The following is a 17,427-nucleotide window of genomic DNA, read 5'->3' on the forward strand; positions in this document are numbered from 1 at the left end:
GCACGACGTGCCACGGCCCTCGGCGTACCCGGAGGTCCCGGTGCGGCTCAGCCCCGGCGGCGTCGTGCCCCGGAGACGATCGACCCGACGACGAGCGTGACGCCCGCCGCGGCGAGCACGACGATCGTCGCGAGCCCCAGGTCGACGCGGGCGCCGAGCGCGGCCGCGAGCACCACGACGGCGAAGGCGACGATGACGAAGCCCCACACGATCGTCGCGACGCGCGGGCCGCGCCGCGGGAGCGCGCCGGGCGCCCCGCCCGTGGACGACGGGTCGGCGCCCGACGTCGTCGGGGCCGCGCCGTAGCGCGGCGCACCGACGGACGGCGCCCCGACGGGTGGTGTCCCGGCCGGCGGGGCACCCACGGGCGGCGTGTCGACGGACGGTCCGTCGACCGACAGCGGGTCGGTCGACGGCATGGCGGGCAGCGGCGTCGTGGCGCCGACGTCGGTCAGCGGTGCTGCGGCCGGGAGCGGGGTCGTCGCGCGGGCGTCGGCCGCGGGCGTCACGGCGGGGAGCGGGACCGTCGCGTCCGTCCCGGACGCCTCCCGGCGTCCCTGCTGCTGAGCCGGCTCGGGGTCCTGCGCGGGGGCGGGGTCGAACAGCTCGTCCCCGAGCGGCCGCGTGTCGTCGTCGCGGCGGTTCTCGTCGTTCATCAGTCCTCCTCGATCGTGACCTGGCCGGCGCCGACCTCGACCTGCAGCACGAGCAGCGGGTCGTCGCCCGCCTGGACCTCGTCGTTGTCGAACGTCACCGGCTGCGTGCTGACCCCGCCGATCTCCTGGCGGTCGCCGTCCACGTGCCAGCGCGCGTTGCCCGCGAGCACCTGGACCTCGGCGCGGACGGGGACGCCGTCCGGCACGACGACCGTCGCGTCGCCCGCGCCGAGCCGGACGGGGACCTCGACGGGCGAGCCGGTGGTCGCCTCCGACAGGTCCAGGTCGGACAGGTCGATGCGCGGGTCGCCGAACGACACGCCGAACCCCTGCTCGGCGACGTCGGGGTCGGTGATGCGGTGCGTGCCGTCGGTGACGGTCCGCACGGAGTCGTCGACGAACACGGTGAACGGGGTCGTGCGCCACGCCGAGGCGGGGAGCGCGACGACGAGCAGGACCACCGCGAGCCAGCCGAGGCCGCCGCTCGTCCGCCCGCGGAGCCCGCTCACCACGATGGCGAGGCCCGCGAGGATCCCGCTGAGGCCCGCCCAGGTCAGGAACACCGGCCAGGGCAGCTCGCCCTGGCGGTCGACCACGAGGAGCAGCGCCCCCAGCAGGAGGCTCAGCCCGACGACGATGCCGGTCGTCGTCGCGCCCGGGCCGCGCGGGCGCGGGGGCTTCGGCGGGCGCGGGGCCCGCGCGGGCTGCGGCGGGAGCGGCGGCTGCGGTGCGCCCTGCGGGGACGGTGCGTACGGCGCGTGCGGGGGGAGAGGCGCGGTCACGCCGGGCGCGGAGGCAGCGTACGGGCTCGCCTCCGCCGACCAGACCGCGTCGTCCTGCGTCCCCGTCGGCGCGCCGCCCGCGGGCGTCCCGCCGGGGGTGCCGGACGTCGTCGGGCCGCCCGGGTACGCGGGGCCGCTCGGGTACGCCGGGCCGGGGCTGCCCCACGGGGCGTCCGAGGGCGCGCCGCCCGCGGGGGCGCCGGGGGCCGCCGTCGGGCCGGGGCCCGGGGCGTACGAGCCCTGCGCCGGACCGGCGCCGCCCGGGCCGTGACCCGGACCCCCCGGGCCGTGACCCGGACCACCCGGGCCGTGACCCGGACCGCCCGGCCACGGCGGAGCCTGCGGAGGCGTGCCCTGGCCACCGCGGGGGCCGCGCTGGGTGAGCGCCGAGACCGCGACGACCGCGACGGTGACGAAGGCCGCGACCCAGAACAGGCCGGTCAGCCAGCCCAGGTGGAGCGCGTCCCACCACGACCACCAGCCGCCGCCCCACGAGAACCCGACCACGACGAACGCCGCGGCGCCGAGCAGCGCGACGTCGACGTTGCCGCGGAACGCCTCCTGGAGGTGGATGCGTCCGTCGCGACGCTCGGGCAGCAGCGCCCACGCCGCGCCGTACAGGACGAGCCCGGCGCCGGAGAGGAAGAACGTCACGAACAGCAGGCCGCGCACGACCAGCGGGTCGATCCCGAACCGCTCCGCCACGCCGGACGCGACGCCGCCGATCCAGCGGTCGTCCGAGCGGTAGATGCCGACGCGGCGCACCGCGTCGAAGAAGCCGTCGGTGCCGCTCGGACGCCGGGGTGCCTCGCCCGGTGCGCCCGGGGGCGGGCCGGCGGGGCCGGCCCAGCCCGGTCCGCCGCCGTGGTCGGGGCCGCTCCGCCCCGGGGGGACGGTGCCCGGCTGCGCGCCGGGCGTCTCGGTGTCGCCGCCGGAGCTCCCGGGCTGGGCGCCGGGTCCGGGGAGGTCGGGAGTGCTCATGACCACCATGCTGGTGCGCCGGGGGGTGCCGCCGGTATCGGGTGCCACCCTGACCCGACCCTGAACCGTCCGGTGCCCGACCCTGGTTTCCCCGCCCGGGGGCGCTCGGGGCGTCCGCGCCGTGTGACGATCGGGGGGTGACGACAGCTGCCCGGCCCGGCGCCCGACCGCGCGACCTGCCGCTGCGCCGCCCCGAGCGCGGCCGGTGGGTGGGTGGCGTGTGCGCGGGCCTCGCGGCGCACCTCGGCGTCGGCGTCGGGGTCGTGCGCCTCGTCATGGCGCTCCTCGCGCTCGCGGGCGGCGCGGGCGTCGCGCTGTACGTGTTCTGGTGGCTCACCGTGCCGACCGGCGACCCGCTGGCCGCGCGCGACGAGCAGCGCCCCGCCTCCCTGTCCCGGCTCGCGCCGCGTCTCCAGGGGAGCGTGCGGCGCCTGCCCGTGCGCGACGTCGCGATCGGCGTCGTCCTGCTGGGCGGCGCGGCGCTGCTCGTGGCTCTGCGCACGGGTGTCGACGTCGAGGTCTCCTGGGTCATCCCGGTGCTCATCGCGCTCGCGGGCGCGGCGCTCGCGTGGAGCCAGCTCGACGCCGTCGAGCGGGGCCGGCTGCTCACGCGGGCGGGCGGGCGCACGCCCGCCGGGGTCGTGCGCATCGCGGGCGGCGTCGTGCTCGTGCTCGTCGGCATCGTGCTGCTGGTGGGGCAGGACGCGCGGCCCACCCAGGTCGTCCGGGCCGCCGTGGCCGCGGTCGCGGTGCTCGCGGGCGTCGCGATCGTCCTCGCCCCGTGGTGGCTGCGGCTGATGCGCGAGCTCGGCGACGAGCGCGCCGCCCGGGCGCGCGAGGCCGAGCGGGCCGACATCGCTGCGCACCTGCACGACTCCGTGCTCCAGACGCTCGCCCTCATCCGCGCCCGGTCCTCCGACGCCGACACGGTCGCGCGCCTCGCGCGGGCCCAGGAGCGCGAGCTGCGCGAGTGGCTCTACGACGACCGCCCCTCGCCCGGCACGTCGCTCGCCGCCGAGCTGCGCGCGCTCGTCGCGGAGGTCGAGGACGGGCGCGTGGGCCGCCGCGCCGAGCCGATCGGCGCGGCGCCCGGTGCGCCCGAGCCGGGGCCGGTCGTCGTGGACGTCGTCGTGGTGGGGGACTGCACCCCGACGCAGGAGACGGCGGCGCTCCTCCAGGCGACGCGCGAGGCGCTCGTCAACGCCGTCGCGCACGGCGGGCCGCCGTACTCCGTCTACCTCGAGGTGAGCGACGCCGCGGTCGAGGTGTTCGTCCGCGACCGGGGCGAGGGCTTCGACATGGACGACGTCGCCCCCGACCGGTTCGGGGTGCGCGAGTCGATCCTCGGGCGCGTGCAGCGCCGCGGGGGCAAGGCCGAGATCATCAGCCGGCCGGGGTGGGGCACCGAGGTACGGTTGCGCGTGCCGCGGGCCGTGTCGACGGACGTGCCGACGGACCCCGGCCCGGCGCGGACCGCACCGAGCGAGGAGACCCCGTGACGACCATCCCCAGCGCGACGCCCGACGGCGCACCCGCCACCGGGCCGGTGCCCGTGGTGCTCGTCGACGACCACCACATGTTCCGGGCCGGCGTGCGCGCGAGCCTCGACCCGGCGCTCGTCACGGTCGTGGGCGAGGCGGACGACGTGGGGTCGGCGGTCGCGCGCGTGCACGAGCTGCGGCCCCCGGTCGTGCTGCTCGACGTGCACCTGCCCGGCGGGAACGGCGGCGGGGGCGCGGAGGTCATCCAGCGCTGCGCCGACGTGCTGGGCGACGTGCGGTTCCTCGCGCTGTCCGTGTCCGACGCCGCGGAGGACGTCGTCGCGGTCATCCGCGCCGGCGCGCGCGGGTACGTGACGAAGGCGATCTCGGGGCCGGACCTGTCGGCCGCCGTCGGGCAGGTCGCGGGCGGCGACGCGGTGTTCTCGCCGCGGCTCGCGGGCTTCGTGCTCGACGCTTTCGGCACGGGCGCGGGCGACGTCGCCGTGCACGACGACGAGCTCGACCGGCTCTCCGCGCGCGAGCAGGAGGTCATGCGCCTCATCGCGCGCGGGTACACGTACCGCGAGGTCGCGTCGGAGCTGTTCATCTCGATCAAGACCGTCGAGACCCACGTCTCCGCGGTCCTGCGCAAGCTCCAGCTGTCGTCCCGTCACGAGCTCACCCGCTGGGCGGCCCAGCGCCGCCTCCTCTGAGCCCCCGCCCCCCGCGCTCAGCGCGGGGCGGGCGGGGTGCGGGGCGGCCAGGCGGGGGAGAGGGTCACCACGTCGCCGACGACGGTCACGGCCGGGGGCCGGACGCCGGCCTCGCGCGCCCGCTCGGCGATGGTCGCGAGCGTCCCGACCGTCGTCCGCTGGCGCGGGCCGTAGCCGTCCTCGACGACCGCGACCGGCGTCTCGGGCGAGCGGCCCTGCGCGACGAGCGCCGCGGCCGTCTCCGCGAGACGCGAGACACCCATGAGCAGGACGACCGTGTGGTCGCTCGCGGCGGGGACCTTCCCGACGTCCTCGTGCCCCGTGAGCACGGTGAACCCGCGCGACAGGCCCCGGTGCGTCACCGGGATGCCCGCGGCGGCGGGCACGGAGACGGCGCTCGTCACGCCGGGCACGACCTCCACCGGGACGCCGTGGGCGCGGCACGCGTCGAGCTCCTCGCCACCCCGCCCGAACACGTACGGGTCGCCGCCCTTGAGCCGGACGACCCGCTTCCCCACGAGCGCGTGGTGCACGAGGATCCGGTTGATCTCGTCCTGCGGCACGGGGTGGTTGCCCGACGTCTTGCCGACGTCCACCACCACGACGTCGTCGCCGAGCTCGGCGAGCAGCGCGCGCGGCGCGAGCCGGTCGACCACGACGACGTCGGCCTCCGCGAGCACCCGGCGCCCGCGCACGGAGATCAGGCCCGCGTCGCCCGGCCCCCCGCCGACGAGGGCGACGGAGCCCACGGGCCGCACGAGCGGGGCCGTGACGGCCCCCGCGGCAGCGGCCTCGTGGCCGTCGTCGCCGGACCCCGCGACGACGGCGCGGGCCGGCCGCACCGCCCGCAGCGGCAGCTCGCCCGTCTCGAGGAGCACCGCGACGGCGTCGCGCACGCGCTGGGCGCGCCGCGGGTCCCGACCGGCGTTGACGGCCACCGTGACCTCGGCCTCCCCGGCCCCGGGCGCGGCGCCCGGCACGAGCGTGCGCGCGACGGCCGGGACCCACGCGGTCGCGCGCTCGGCGTCGCCCGCGGTGACGCAGAAGACGCGGTCCGCCTCGGCGTCGGCCGCGACCTCGGCGTCGACGCGGGCGTCGCCCGTCGCGGTGTGGACGAGCCACGCGCCGTCGAGGTCGCCCGTGAGGTAGTCGCGCCGCACCCAGGAGAGCCGGGCGTCCCGCGCCGGGACGGCCGCCGGGGCGTGCGCCGCGTGACCGGCGGTCCCCGGGCCGTGGGCCGCGAGCAGCTCGGCGAGGTCCTCGCACACGTACGGCGCGACGACGGTCACGACCGCGCCCGCGTCGAGGAGGCCCCGCGTGCGGCGTGCGGCGACGGGGCCGCCGCCGACGACGACGACGCGGCGGCCGTCGAGGCGCAGGCCGAGGGGGTACGTCTCGTGGATGGGTGCGGTCACGGTGCCAGCCTAGGTGTCGTCTAGATCGCGTAGGAGCCGGGGCGTTCCGCCGGGCGGCGGGCGGCGGCGAGCGCGTCGCCGACCATGCCGGCGGCGAGCGTGCCGCCGTCCTGCGCGTCGACGAGCAGGAACGCGCCCGTGCGGCGCGCCACGACGTACTCCTCCGCCGCGACGGGCGACGCGAGCCGCAGCGTCACGCGGCCGATGTCGTTGAGCTCCAGGCGCTCGGCGGGCTCGAGCTCGGCCGTGTCCAGGTCGAGGCGCCCGACGACGTCGCGCACCACGGCCTGCACGGTGCGGGTCGTGTGCTTGAGCAGCACGCGCGCGCCGGGCAGGAGCGGACGGTCGCCCAGCCACGCCACCGTGCCCTCGACGTCCTGCGTGACGTCGGGGGCCTCGGCCGCGGACGCGAGGAGGTCGCCGCGCGCGACGTCCACGTCGTCGGCGAGGCGGATCGTCACCGACTGCGGGGCGAACGCCTCGGTGAGCTTCGCGCCGCTCGCGAGGGAGTCGGCGGTGTCGATCCCGACGACCGTCGTGCGGCGCCCGGAGGGCAGCACCACGACCTCGTCGCCGACCGTCACGACGCCCGACGCGACCTGCCCGGCGTACCCGCGGTAGTCGCGGTAGCGCTCGTCGGCCGCGGCCTGCGGGCGGATGACGACCTGGACGGGGAAGCGGAACGCCTCGGCCTCCGGGTCGTCGCCCGTCGGGAGCTCCTCGAGCAGCTCGAGCAGGCTCGGGCCGTCGTACCAGGGCGTGCGCGCGCTCGCCCGGTCCACGACGTTGTCGCCGACGAGCGCCGAGACGGGGATCGTGTGCACGTCGCCGACGCCGAGCGACGTCGCGGCCGCGCGGATGTCCGCCGCGAGCTCCTCGTAGCGCGCCTCGCTGTAGTCGACGAGGTCGATCTTGTTCACCGCGACGACGACGTGCGGCACGCGCAGCAGGCTCGCGACCGCGAGGTGGCGGCGCGTCTGCTCCAGCAGGCCCTTGCGCGCGTCGATGAGCAGCACGACGACGTCCGCCGTCGACGCCCCGGTCACCGTGTTGCGCGTGTACTGCACGTGGCCGGGGCAGTCGGCGAGGATGAACGACCGGCGCGCGGTCGCGAAGTACCGGTACGCGACGTCGATCGTGATGCCCTGCTCGCGCTCGGCCCGCAGGCCGTCGGTGAGCAGCGCGAGGTCGGCGGTCTCCAGCCCGCGGTCGCGCGAGACGCGCTCGACCGCGTCGAGCTGGTCGGCGAGCACGGACTTCGAGTCGAACAGCAGTCGGCCCACGAGCGTGGACTTGCCGTCGTCGACGGAGCCCGCGGTCGCGAGGCGCAGGAGCGTGCCGCGGCGCGCGTCGTCGAGCGGGGGCGCCGTGACGGTGCCGGTGGTGGTCTGGGTGCCCATCAGAAGTACCCCTCCTTCTTGCGGTCCTCCATGGCGGCCTCGGAGAGGCGGTCGTCGGCGCGGGTCGCGCCGCGCTCGGTGATGCGCGTCGCGGCGACCTCGGCGATGACGTCGTCGACGCCCGCCGCGTCCGAGCGCACGGCGCCGGTGCACGACATGTCGCCGACCGTCCGGTAGCGCACGGTCTCCGTCCGCAGCGACGCGGTCTCGGCGTCCGTGCGGGGCGCGGAGTACGGCCCGACGGCGAGCAGCATCCCGTCGCGGTCGAACACCTCGCGCTCGTGCGCGTAGTAGAGCTCGGGGAGCTCGATGCGCTCGCGCGCGATGTAGCGCCACACGTCGAGCTCGGTCCAGTTCGAGAGCGGGAACACGCGCACGTGCTCGCCCGGGCGGTGCCGCCCGTTGTAGAGGTTCCACAGCTCCGGGCGCTGGTTGCGCGGGTCCCACTGGCCGAACTCGTCGCGCAGGGAGAACACGCGCTCCTTGGCGCGCGCCTTCTCCTCGTCGCGACGCCCCCCGCCGAACACGGCGTCGAACCGGTGCCCCGAGATCGCGTCGAGCAGCGGCTGCGTCTGGAGCGGGTTGCGCGTGCCGTCGGCGCGCTCGCGCAGCCGGCCGTCGTCGATGTAGTCCTGCACGCGCGCCACCTCGAGGCGCAGGCCGAGGCGCTCGGCCGTCGCGTCGCGGTAGGCCAGGACCTCGGGGAAGTTGTGGCCCGTGTCGACGTGCAGCACGGGGAACGGCACCGGGCCGGGCGCGAACGCCTTGACCGCGAGGTGCAGCATCACCACGGAGTCCTTGCCGCCGCTGAACAGCAGGACCGGTCGCTCGAACTCGGCGACGACCTCCCGCACGATGTGGATGCCCTCGCTCTCGAGCGCGTCGAGCTGGGCGAGGCGGCGCCCGCCGGGGAGCGCCGCGGCGGGGGTCGTGCCCGCGGCGGCGGAGGCGCCGGGGGAGCCCGGCGCGTCGGTCGTCAGGTCGATGGTCGTCATGCCCGTCCTCATACGTGGAGTCCGCACTCTGTCTTGTCGAGCCCCGCCCAGCGGCCGGCCCTCGGGTCCTCGCCCGGCGCGACGCGCCGGGTGCACGGCTGGCAGCCGATCGACGGGTAGCCGTCGTGGAGCAGGGGGTTGAGCACCACCTGGTGCCGCGCCGCGTACGCGAGCAGGTCGTCGAACGACCACGCCGCGAGCGGGTTGATCTTCACGAGCCCGTTCTTCTCGTCGAACGCGACGAGCGGCGTGCCGGTCCGCGTCGGCGCCTCGTCGCGGCGCACGCCCGTGACCCACACCTCGTAGCCCGCGAGCGTGCGGTGCAGCGGCTCGACCTTGCGCAGCTGGCAGCACAGCGCCGGGTCGCGACCGAACAGGTCCTTGCCGTGCGCCGCGTCCTGCTGGGCGACCGTGAGCTCGGGCCGGACGTCGACGATCGTCACGTCCAGCTGCTGCTCGACGGCGTCGCGCGTCCCGACGGTCTCGGCGAAGTGGTAGCCCGTGTCGAGGAACAGCACGTCGACCCAGGGGATCTGCGCCGCGACGACGTGGGGGAGCACCGCGTCGGCCATGGAGCACGCGACCGCGACGGACGTCCCGAACTCGCGTGCGGCCCAGGCGACGACCTCGTCGGCGGTCGCCTCCGGGCGCGTGGCGCCCTCGACGCCGGGCGTGCCCACGCCGTGCAGCAGCTCGGCGCCGCGCCGCGCGATCTCGCGCAGCTCGTCGGTCGAGCGTTTCTCCCGGCCCTGCGCGGCCTGCCGCGCACGCTCCGCGTGGTGCGCGGCCTTCGCGCTCTCGCGCTGCTCCGTCCGGGCCCGCGCCGCGGCGCGCAGCGCCGCGAGCGGGTCGGTGCCCGCGGGTGCGGCGGGCCCGCCGGTCGGGTCCGCGGTCATCGGAGCGCCTCCTCGTCCGCGCGGTGCGCCCACTCGGCGAACGTCTCGGAGCCGTCCTTGTCGCTCTCGTAGCGCCGGACGACGCGCTCGACGTAGTCGGTGAGGTCGTCCGCGGTCACCTTCAGCCCGCGGACGGTCCGGCCCATGCCCGCGACCTCGCGGTCGTCGGAGGCCAGCCCGCCGCCCAGGTGGACCTGGAAGCCGGGGACCTGCTGGCCGTCGTCGTCCATGACCAGCTGGCCCTTGAGGCCGATGTCCGCCGTCTGGATGCGCGCGCACGAGTTGGGGCAGCCGTTGACGTGCAGGGAGAGCGGCTTCATCTGGGACAGGTCCCCGAGCCGCTGCTCGAGCTCGTCGATCGTCGCGGTCGCGGTGTCCTTCGTGTCGACGATCGCGAGCTTGCAGTACTCGATGCCGGTGCACGCGATCGTGCTGCGGCGGAACGGGCTCGGCCGGGCGTCGAGGCCGTTCTCCTTGAGCGTCGACACGACGTGCTCGACGTGCTCGTCCGGCACGTCGAGGACGAGGAGCTTCTGGTGCGGGGTGAGGCGCACTCGGTGCGACCCGACCGACTCCGCGAGGTCGGCGACGTTCGCGAGGATCGTGCCGGACACGCGTCCGACGTACGGCGCGGCCCCGACGTAGTTGAGCCCGTCCTTCTGCTTGTGCACGCCCACGTGGTCGCCGGGGACGGACGGCTTGGGCGCCGGGGGGCCGTCGGGCAGCGCGTACCCGAGGTACTCGGTCTCGAGGACCTCGCGGAACTTCTCCGGACCCCAGTCGGCGAGCAGGAACTTCAGGCGTGCCTTGTTGCGCAGCCGGCGGTAGCCGTAGTCGCGGAAGATCTGCACGACGCCGTGCCACACGTCGGGCACCTGCTCCTCGGTGAGAAACGCCCCCAGGCGCTCCCCGAGACGCGGGTTCGCGGACAGCCCGCCGCCGACCCACAGGTCGAACCCGACGCCCAGCTCGGGGTGGCGGTGCGCCACGAACGCGACGTCGTTGATCTCGTGGACGACGTCCTGGCTCGGGTGGCCGGTGAGCGCCGTCTTGAACTTGCGGGGCAGGTTCGCGAGCTCGGGGACGCCGATGTACTTCTCGGTGATCCCCGCGACGGCCGGGCCGATGTCGATGAGCTCGTCGGCGGCGATGCCCGCGACCGGGCTGCCGAGCACGACGCGCGGGACGTCGCCGCACGCCTCGGTCGTCTGCAGCCCGACGGACTCCAGGCGGCGCCAGATCTCGGGGACGTCCTCGACCTCGACCCAGTGGAGCTGGATGTTCTGGCGGTCGGTGATGTCCGCGCTGTCGCGGGCGAACTCCGTCGAGATGCCCGCGACGACGCGGAGCTGCTCGGTCGTGAGCGCCCCGCCGTCGATGCGGACCCGGAGCATGAAGTACCGGTCCTCGAGCTCGTGCGGCTCGAGCGTCGCGGTCCGGCCGCCGTCGATCCCGGGCTTGCGCTGCGTGTACAGGCCCCACCAGCGGAAGCGTCCGTGGAGGTCGTCGCCGGGGATGGAGTCGAAGCCGTCGCGCGCGTAGATCGTCTCGATGCGCTCGCGGACGGACAGGCCGCCGTCCTCCTGCTTCCACTTCTCGTTCGCGTTGAGCGGCTCGGTGCCGTCGACCTTCCACTGCCCGTTCGGTCGTGCGGCGCGCGCGGGGCGGTCTCCCGGCGTCCGGGCCGGGCGCTCGGCGGTCCGCGGCGGACGGGCGGGAGGAGTGCTGCCGTCCGTGGCCTCGGGCGCAGTCGGTGCCTGCGTCATCGGGGTTCCTCGTGTCCTCGTGGGGGGCGGGGACGCGCGACGGCGAGCGCTCAGCGAGGGTGCTGCGAGTGGCTGAGGACCGACGGCGCGCGCCGGTTCTCAGGGGTTCTCGGGAAGAGAGGCGAGCGATGGCTCGCGCTGAGTCGGGCGCGGTTCAGCGACAACAGCTCAGACACGTGTGCGCGCACGCCGGCGTCCCGTGACCGGAGGTCACGAGGAGGGTGCGGGCAGCCGTGGTCATGTCGAGAACAGTAGCCGCGGTCCGGACGCGTGGACAGCCCCGGTCCGCATGGTGGGAAACCGGAAATAGTAGACCGATTCAGTCTGCTTTGTCGAGCGTCGTGGATCGCCGGACGCATCTCACCTTGTGCAAAGTTTCACGACAGGGTCGTCAGCAAATACCATGGGCCCATGGAGTTCCTCTACAACGTCTTCGTCGCGCTGCACTTCATCGGGTGGGCCATCGTGCTCGGTGGCTACCTCGCGTCCCTGCGCTCGCCGGGCCTGTACAAGGGCGTCTTCCACGGGGCGCTCACCGCGCTCGTCGCGGGGATCGCCATGGTCGGGATCGGTGAGGCCTCGGTCTGGGGGGACGGTGGCCCGGACATGGCCAAGATCGGCGTCAAGCTGGTCATTGCCCTCGTCATCGCCGTCCTCGCGTTCGTCGCCAAGCGGCAGGGGGCCAAGTCCTCCGACGGCGCCGTGGCGCCGGGCCTCAAGCACGCCATCGGCGGCCTGACCCTCGTCAACATCCTCGTCGCCGTGTTCTGGAACTGACCGCACCACCGGCACCCGGCCCGTCGACGCTCCGCGTCGGCGGGCCGTCGTCGTCTCGGGAAGCGTTGACCGGGATCTAGGTGCATGGTCCACTAGTCGCATGGTCCTTCGATACCTCGTGCTTGGGCTCCTCACGGTCCGGCCCATGACCGGCTACGACCTCAAGCGCGCGTTCGACACCTCCGTGCACCATTTCTGGGCTGCGGACCGCTCGCAGCTCTACCGCACGCTCGCGGCCCTCGTCGACGCGGGCCTCGCCGAGGTGGAGGTCGTGCCGCAGGAGAGCTACCCCGACCGCAAGGTCCACACGATCACCGCCGCGGGCCGCGCGGCGCTCCGCGACTGGCTCGCCGCGCCGCTCGAGCCGGAGGACGCGCGCGAGCCCTTCCTCGGGCGGTTGTTCTTCGCCGACCAGCTCGACGACGCAGGCGTCCGGGAGCTCCTCGCGTCCCGCCGCGCGCAGGCGGAGGAGGCGGTCGCGGCGCTCACCGCCGAGCAGGAGCGCGTCGCCGCCGTCCTCGCCGACGGCGGTCCCGACGCCGACCGCGTCCGCGGCACCCGCGGGCTCGCCCTGCGCCTCGCCACGCTCCGCCACGGCCTCGCGCACGCCCGGACCGAGCTCGCCTGGCTCGACGAGACCGAGCGCGAGGTGCTCGCGTGAGCGCGCCGGACGCCGTCACCGTCGTCCTGCTGCACGGCGGCAACGTCGCGTCGTGGATGTGGGAGCCGCAGGTCGAGCACCTCGCCGACCTCGACGTCCGGACGCCGGACCTGCCCGGCTTCGGGTCCCGCGCGGCCGAGGACGTCGTGTCGCTCGACGCCACCGCCGACGACGTGGCTGCCCTCGTCGCTGCGCTGCCCGCGGACCGGGCCGTGCACCTCGTCGGGCTGTCGTACGGCGGGATCGTCGCCCTCCGGGTCGCGGCACGGCACCCCGGGCTCGTGCGCTCCGTCCTCGCGTCCGGCGCGGCGGTCGACGGCGTGCCCGGGCTCGCCGGCGCCGTCGGGCGCGCGCAGCTCAGGGTGTGGGACCGGCGCTGGTACTGGGAGGCGCAGGCGCGAGCCTTCCGCCTCCCTGCCGACGCGCGCGACCTCTTCGTCCGGTCCGGCCTCGCGATCCGCCGCGACAACATGGCCCGCACGCTGCGCGACGTCTACGGCGGCTGCTGGCCGACGGGCCTCGAGGCGTCGGGCGCGCGCGTCCTCGCCGTCGCGGGCTCGCGCGACGTGCGCGCCGCGCGCTCCGCGCTCGCGACGATCGCCCGCCGGGTGCCGGACGCCGTCGTCCGCCTGGCGCCCGGCATGCACCACCAGTGGAGCGCGGAGGACCCCGACCTGTTCAGCGCGATGATCCGCTCGTGGGTGGTCGACGGCGTCGCGCACCCCCGGCTGGTCCCGCCCGCGGGGCGTGCGTAGCGCGCCGGACGTGCGAGGGTTTCCCCCGTGAGCGTCGGTGGAGAGGTCCTCGTCGGGCTGGCGATCCTGGTCGGGCTGATCGGGATCGTCGTGCAGATCCTGCCCGGGAACGTGCTCGTGCTCGGGGCGATCCTCGTGTGGGCGATCGTCACGGGCGGCACGGCCGCCTGGGTCGTCTTCGCGGTCGCGGCCGTGCTCGTCGTCGCCGCCGAGGTCTCCCAGTACGTGCTCGCGGGTCGGCACATGCGCCGGGCGGACGTCCCGTGGTCGACGCTCGTGTGGGGCGGCATCGCGGGCGTCGTCGGGTTCTTCGTCATCCCGGTGGTCGGGCTCTTCATCGGGTTCGTGCTCGCCGTGTTCCTCGCCGAGCTCGTGCGCCGTCGCGACCGGCGCGCCGCCTGGCGCGCGACGGTCGCCGCGATGCAGGCGACCGGCATCACGATCCTCGTCCAGCTCCTCGGCGGGCTGCTCGCCGCCGCGACGTGGGGCATCGGGCTCACGTTCACCTGACGCCTGCCGGTGGACGCGGCGGCCGGGCGGTGCCGGGTGTGGGCGCGGGCGCCTAGGCTGGAGGGGCTATGGCTTCGCTCTTCGAGAACCTCCCGCTGCCCGGCCTCGACACGCTGTTCGACGGCCCGCGCGTCGACCACGGCGGCGAGTCCCGCCTCCCGCGGACCGCCCCGCGCTGGACCGACGACCCGGCCGTGCCCGACGGCGCGGGGTCGCCCGCCGCGGACGGCGCGCCGGGGACGACCGGCGGTGCGCCGTCGGGCGAGCGCCGCGGCCGGTACGCCCACCTCGACCCCGACGCGCTGCTCGACGGGCTCAACCCGCAGCAGCGCGAGGCCGTCGTGCACGCGGGCGGGCCGCTGCTCATCGTCGCGGGCGCCGGGTCGGGCAAGACGCGCGTGCTGACGCACCGCATCGCGCACCTGCTCGCCACGGGCCGGGCGCGCGCGGGCCAGATCCTCGCGATCACGTTCACCAACAAGGCCGCGGCCGAGATGCGCGAGCGCGTCGAGGCGCTCGTCGGGCCGTCGGCGCGGAACATGTGGGTCTCCACGTTCCACTCGGCGTGCGTGCGCATCCTGCGGCGCGAGGCGAAGACGCTCGGCCTGCGGTCGAGCTTCTCGATCTACGACGCCGCGGACTCCCAGCGGCTCATCACCCTCGTCACGCGCGAGCTCGACCTGGACCCCAAGAAGTACCCGGCCCGGTCGCTCGCCAACAAGATCTCGGACCTCAAGAACGAGCTCATCGACCCCGAGACCTACGCGCGAGACTCCGGCGCCCACGCGACGGACGACGGCCTCGCGGCGCGGGCCGGCCAGCACGGCGCGAACGTGCCCGAGTTCGACCAGGTGCTCGCCGACGTCTACACGCGCTACCAGGCCCGTCTCGTCGCGGCCAGCGCGCTCGACTTCGACGACATCATCATGACCACGGTGAACCTGCTCCAGGCGTTCCCCGCGGTCGCCGAGCACTACCGCCGCCGGTTCCGCCACGTGCTCGTCGACGAGTACCAGGACACCAACCACGCGCAGTACGTGCTCGTGCGCGAGCTCGCGGGCGTGGGGGAGGACTCCGCGGCGACCGACCCGGCGACGAGCGGCACGGGCGAGGCGCAGGTCCCGGCGCTCGACCCGGCCGAGCTCACGGTCGTCGGCGACGCCGACCAGTCGATCTACGCGTTCCGCGGCGCGACGATCCGCAACATCCTCGAGTTCGAGGCCGACTACCCGGACGCCCGGACCATCCTGCTCGAGCAGAACTACCGCTCGACCCAGAACATCCTCTCGGCCGCCAACGCCGTCATCTCGCGCAACCCCGACCGCAAGCCCAAGCGCCTGTGGACGGACTCCGGCGCGGGCGCGAAGGTCATCGGCTACGTCGCGGACAACGAGCACGAGGAGGCGCGGTTCGTCGCGGAGGAGATCGACCGCCTCGGCGACACCGAGGGCGTGCGACCCGGCGACGTCGCGGTCTTCTACCGCACGAACGCGCAGTCCCGGGCGCTGGAGGAGGTGCTCATCCGCGTCGGCCTGCCGTACAAGGTCGTCGGCGGCACGCGCTTCTACGAGCGCCGTGAGGTCAAGGACGCCGTGGCGTACCTGCGCGCGATCGACAACCTCGACGACGACGTCAACCTGCGCCGCGTCCTCAACGTGCCCAAGCGCGGTCTCGGCGACCGCGCCGAGGGTGCCGTCGCGGCGCTCGCGGACCGCGAGCGCATCTCGTTCGGCGCGGCGCTCGCCCGCATCGACGAGATCCCCGGCCTGACGAACCGCACGCTCAACCCGCTGCGCGCCTTCGCGGAGCTCATGACGGGGCTGCGCGAGCTCGCGGACTCCGGCGCGAGCCCGTCCGAGATCCTCGGCGCCGTCCTCGACCGCACGGGCTACCTCGCCGAGCTGCGCGCGAGCGACGACCCGCAGGACGCGACGCGCGTCGAGAACCTCGCCGAGCTGCACGCCGTCGCGACGGAGTTCAGCGAGCTCGACCCCGAGGGCACGCTGTCCGACTTCCTCGAGCGCGTCTCGCTCGTCGCCGACGCGGACCAGATCCCCGCGGACGACGGCGCCGACGAGCAGGACGAGGGCGAGGAGAAGGAGGACCCGGGCGTCGTCACGCTCATGACCCTGCACACCGCGAAGGGTCTCGAGTTCCCCGTCGTCTTCCTCACCGGCATGGAGGACGGCACGTTCCCGCACATGCGGTCCTTGCACGACGACGCCGAGCTCGCCGAGGAGCGCCGCCTCGCCTACGTGGGCATCACCCGCGCGCGCGAGCGGCTCTACGTGTCGCGGTCCGCGGTGCGCTCCGCGTGGGGCATGGCGAACGAGTTCCCGCCGAGCCGGTTCCTCGAGGAGATCCCCGAGGAGCTGTGGGACTGGCGGCGGCGCGAGTCGTCGATGGCGACGCTGCGCGCGGGCGGGTCCGTCTGGGGTCGCGGGTCGGGCTCGTGGTCCGGTTCGCGTTCCGGATTCGGGTCGGGGGCGCGGACAGGCGCCGACGACGACGGGTCTACCATCCGCGGCCCTCGTTCCTCGGGCCGCTCCCGCCAGACCCGCCACGACCCGTCGTCGTCGGCCCCTGCCCGCGCCGCGTTCGGCTCGCCTTCCGGCGGGGCGAAGTTCGGTTCGGCGACGCCGCGGGCCGACGGGGACGTGCCGAACCTCGCCGTCGGCGACAAGGTCACGCACGACGCGTACGGGCTCGGGACGGTCGTCTCGCTCGAGGGCGCGGGGCCGAACGCCGTCGCGAAGATCGACTTCGGCGCGGACGGCACCAAGCGGCTGCTGCTGCGGTACTCGCCCGTCACCAAGCTCTGACGCACCACGCTCCGACGCACCACGCACCACGCACAGGGCGCTCGACCAGCCGGTCGAGCGCCCTGTGCGCGTAGGACGTCTGCCGCGTCAGCCGATCGCGCCGAGCGCGCGGTAGGCGAGGACGAACGCCGTGGCGACGACGGCGGTGCCCCCTGCGGCGACGGCCACCGGGACGGGGCCGCGCAGGCGACGGGTCAGCATCGCGGCGAGCAGGACGAGCGACGCGAGCCCGATCACCACCCAGTACGTGGCACCCGTCGTCTCGACGACCGTGGTGAGCCCGTACACCGACTCGCCGAGGCCGATGCCCGCGAGCACCGCCGTGCCGAGAGCCGCGCGCACGCCCGCGCGCCACAGCCACGCCGCCGCGACCCCGACGAACGGGCCGACGACGAGGCCGACCACCCCGAACAGCGTCGGGTCGTAGAAGAACCCGCGCAGGTCGGCGGCGACCGTGTACCCGAGGGTGAGCAGCACGAAGCTCGCCGCGCCCAGCACGGCGGCGTGCCAGGTCCGCGTCCGCGCGTCGCGCGCGGCCCAGGCGACGAGGAGCGCGGTGAGCAGGGTCCAGCCGCTCGCCGAGTTCGCGAAGGGGGCCGCGGCGTCGGGCAGGAAGCCCTGGGCGAAGGACGTGAGGCCGCCGAGCAGGAAGCTCGCGGCGAGCACGACGGCGCCCCGCGCCCAGGGCTGTCCACCGGGCACCGGGGCGCCGGCGTGGCGGCCCGGCGCGGAGCGCGTGCGGAGGGCGGAGGCGTCGGAGCGGGAGTCCGAGCGGCGGGGGAGCGCAGTCTGGTCGGGCACGCCCCGACGGTAGGTG

15 protein-coding genes are annotated in these 17,427 nt (G+C 75.6%); 7 read left to right on the forward strand and 8 right to left on the reverse strand.

Going from position 1 to position 17,427, the window contains the following annotated elements; translation table 11 throughout:
• Window positions 1–47 precede the first annotated feature (47 nt).
• Window positions 48–656 (reverse strand): hypothetical protein, encoded by a 609-nt coding sequence (locus ACI769_RS00230; protein ID WP_409141030.1) that lies wholly within the window; start codon window positions 654–656, stop codon window positions 48–50.
• Window positions 656–2,419, reverse strand: a complete 1,764-nt coding sequence (locus ACI769_RS00235) for a PspC domain-containing protein (RefSeq protein ID WP_409141031.1) — start codon at window positions 2,417–2,419, stop codon at window positions 656–658. The genes ACI769_RS00230 and ACI769_RS00235 overlap by 1 nt, the downstream gene beginning before the upstream one ends.
• A gap of 137 nt (window positions 2,420–2,556) precedes the next feature.
• Here ACI769_RS00235 and ACI769_RS00240 point away from each other — a divergent pair, with 137 nt between their 5' ends.
• Window positions 2,557–3,918, forward strand: coding sequence for an ATP-binding protein (locus ACI769_RS00240; protein WP_085388371.1), 1,362 nt, complete (start codon window positions 2,557–2,559; stop codon window positions 3,916–3,918).
• Complete coding sequence (locus tag ACI769_RS00245) at window positions 3,915–4,613, forward strand: response regulator transcription factor (protein ID WP_021483838.1); 699 nt, start codon at window positions 3,915–3,917, stop codon at window positions 4,611–4,613. The genes ACI769_RS00240 and ACI769_RS00245 overlap by 4 nt, the downstream gene beginning before the upstream one ends.
• Before the next feature lie 17 nt (window positions 4,614–4,630).
• On the opposite strand, the gene cobA is transcribed toward ACI769_RS00245, so the two are convergent.
• The 5 genes from cobA to ACI769_RS00270 are packed head-to-tail and all read right to left on the reverse strand — an operon-like array spanning window position 4,631 to window position 11,085.
• Complete coding sequence (gene cobA / locus ACI769_RS00250; RefSeq protein WP_409141032.1) at window positions 4,631–6,028, reverse strand: uroporphyrinogen-III C-methyltransferase; 1,398 nt, start codon at window positions 6,026–6,028, stop codon at window positions 4,631–4,633.
• Between the two features lie 20 nt (window positions 6,029–6,048).
• On the reverse strand, window positions 6,049–7,428 hold the full coding sequence (locus ACI769_RS00255) for a sulfate adenylyltransferase subunit 1 (protein ID WP_409141033.1): 1,380 nt from the start codon (window positions 7,426–7,428) through the stop codon (window positions 6,049–6,051).
• The gene (cysD, locus tag ACI769_RS00260) at window positions 7,428–8,423 is read right to left on the reverse strand and encodes a sulfate adenylyltransferase subunit CysD (RefSeq protein WP_086148921.1); all 996 of its coding nucleotides are present in this window, start codon (window positions 8,421–8,423) and stop codon (window positions 7,428–7,430) included. Before cysD ends, ACI769_RS00255 begins: the two co-directional genes overlap by 1 nt.
• 8 nt (window positions 8,424–8,431) lie before the next feature.
• A complete protein-coding gene (locus ACI769_RS00265; protein ID WP_409141034.1) occupies window positions 8,432–9,319 on the reverse strand; it encodes a phosphoadenylyl-sulfate reductase in 888 nt (295 codons plus the stop codon).
• Window positions 9,316–11,085 (reverse strand): nitrite/sulfite reductase, encoded by a 1,770-nt coding sequence (locus tag ACI769_RS00270; RefSeq protein ID WP_409141035.1) that lies wholly within the window; start codon window positions 11,083–11,085, stop codon window positions 9,316–9,318. Before ACI769_RS00270 ends, ACI769_RS00265 begins: the two co-directional genes overlap by 4 nt.
• Before the next feature lie 411 nt (window positions 11,086–11,496).
• Between ACI769_RS00270 and ACI769_RS00275 the strand changes: the two genes are divergently transcribed.
• The 5 genes from ACI769_RS00275 to pcrA all read left to right on the forward strand — a co-directional run bounded on the left by ACI769_RS00275 (window position 11,497) and on the right by pcrA (window position 16,610).
• Window positions 11,497–11,862, forward strand: a complete 366-nt coding sequence (locus ACI769_RS00275) for a hypothetical protein (protein WP_034653351.1) — start codon at window positions 11,497–11,499, stop codon at window positions 11,860–11,862.
• 100 nt (window positions 11,863–11,962) lie between these two features.
• On the forward strand, window positions 11,963–12,523 hold the full coding sequence (locus ACI769_RS00280; RefSeq protein ID WP_034653349.1) for a PadR family transcriptional regulator: 561 nt from the start codon (window positions 11,963–11,965) through the stop codon (window positions 12,521–12,523).
• On the forward strand, window positions 12,520–13,278 hold the full coding sequence (locus ACI769_RS00285; protein WP_085388365.1) for an alpha/beta fold hydrolase: 759 nt from the start codon (window positions 12,520–12,522) through the stop codon (window positions 13,276–13,278). The genes ACI769_RS00280 and ACI769_RS00285 overlap by 4 nt, the downstream gene beginning before the upstream one ends.
• Before the next feature lie 27 nt (window positions 13,279–13,305).
• Window positions 13,306–13,788, forward strand: coding sequence for a DUF456 domain-containing protein (locus ACI769_RS00290; RefSeq protein WP_034653344.1), 483 nt, complete (start codon window positions 13,306–13,308; stop codon window positions 13,786–13,788).
• 68 nt (window positions 13,789–13,856) lie between these two features.
• A complete protein-coding gene (gene pcrA, locus ACI769_RS00295) occupies window positions 13,857–16,610 on the forward strand; it encodes a DNA helicase PcrA (protein ID WP_409141036.1) in 2,754 nt (917 codons plus the stop codon).
• 87 nt (window positions 16,611–16,697) lie between these two features.
• On the opposite strand, the gene ACI769_RS00300 is transcribed toward pcrA, so the two are convergent.
• Entirely contained in the window at window positions 16,698–17,411 is a 714-nt protein-coding gene (locus ACI769_RS00300) for a DUF6518 family protein (RefSeq protein WP_409141037.1), read from the reverse strand.
• Between the last annotated feature and the right edge of the window lie 16 nt (window positions 17,412–17,427).

Origin of the sequence: Cellulosimicrobium sp. RS, from assembly GCF_046159675.1 — a bacterium.
GTDB lineage: Bacteria > Actinomycetota > Actinomycetes > Actinomycetales > Cellulomonadaceae > Cellulosimicrobium > Cellulosimicrobium funkei.